Below are 1048 nucleotides of genomic sequence, written 5' to 3'. Positions count from 1 at the left end.
CAACCATCGCCCGGCTCGGCTACCTTCCTGCGTCACACCTGTTAATACGCTAAACGCACCAGCACGGGGTCGTACGCTAGGCCCAACGCTTCACCCCGAAGGGATCCATCAAAGGGATTCAGATACTTAGCACTACTGGATTGTCTTGGGCGGTTCTTCGCCGGTACGGGAATATCAACCCGTTGTCCATCGACTACGCCTGTCGGCCTCGCCTTAGGTCCCGACTTACCCAGGGAAGATTAGCTTGACCCTGGAACCCTTGGTCTTCCGGAGGACGGGTTTCTCACCCGTCTTTCGCTACTCATGCCTGCATTCTCACTCGTGTGGCATCCACGGCTGGTTCACACCGCCGCTTCACTCGCCACACGACGCTCTCCTACCCATCAACACGGCTGGACCACGAAGGCCTACCACTAATGTCAATGCCACAACTTCGGTGGCGTGCTTGAGCCCCGTTACATTGTCGGCGCGGAATCACTTGACCAGTGAGCTATTACGCACTCTTTCAAGGGTGGCTGCTTCTAAGCCAACCTCCTGGTTGTCTGTGCAACTCCACATCCTTTCCCACTTAGCACGCGCTTAGGGACCTTAGTTGGTGGTCTGGGTTGTTTCCCTCTCGACTATGAAGCTTATCCCCCACAGTCTCACTGCTGCGCTCTCACTTACCGGCATTCGGAGTTTGGCTGACGTCAGTAAGCTTTTGGGCCCCATCGGCCATCCAGTAGCTCTACCTCCGGCAAGAAACACGCAACGCTGCACCTAAATGCATTTCGGAGAGAACCAGCTATCACGAAGTTTGATTGGCCTTTCACCCCTATCCACAGCTCATCCCCTCCATTTTCAACTGAAGTGGGTTCGGTCCTCCACGACGTCTTACCGTCGCTTCAACCTGGCCATGGATAGATCACTTCGCTTCGGGTCTAGACCCTGCGACTGAATCGCCCTATTCGGACTCGCTTTCGCTACGGCTGCCCCACACGGGTTAACCTCGCCACAGAGCACTAACTCGCAGGCTCATTCTTCAAAAGGCACGCCGTCACCCCTACAA

1 rRNA gene is annotated in these 1048 nt (G+C 55.7%); it reads right to left on the bottom strand.

The window, feature by feature from the left end:
• Window positions 1-1048, bottom strand: a 23S ribosomal RNA gene (locus C5B93_RS16810); the annotation flags it as partial.

The organism is Rathayibacter sp. AY1A2, assembly GCF_002930935.1.
GTDB lineage: Bacteria > Actinomycetota > Actinomycetes > Actinomycetales > Microbacteriaceae > Rathayibacter.
This window is presented reverse-complemented; position numbering and strand designations above follow the sequence as displayed.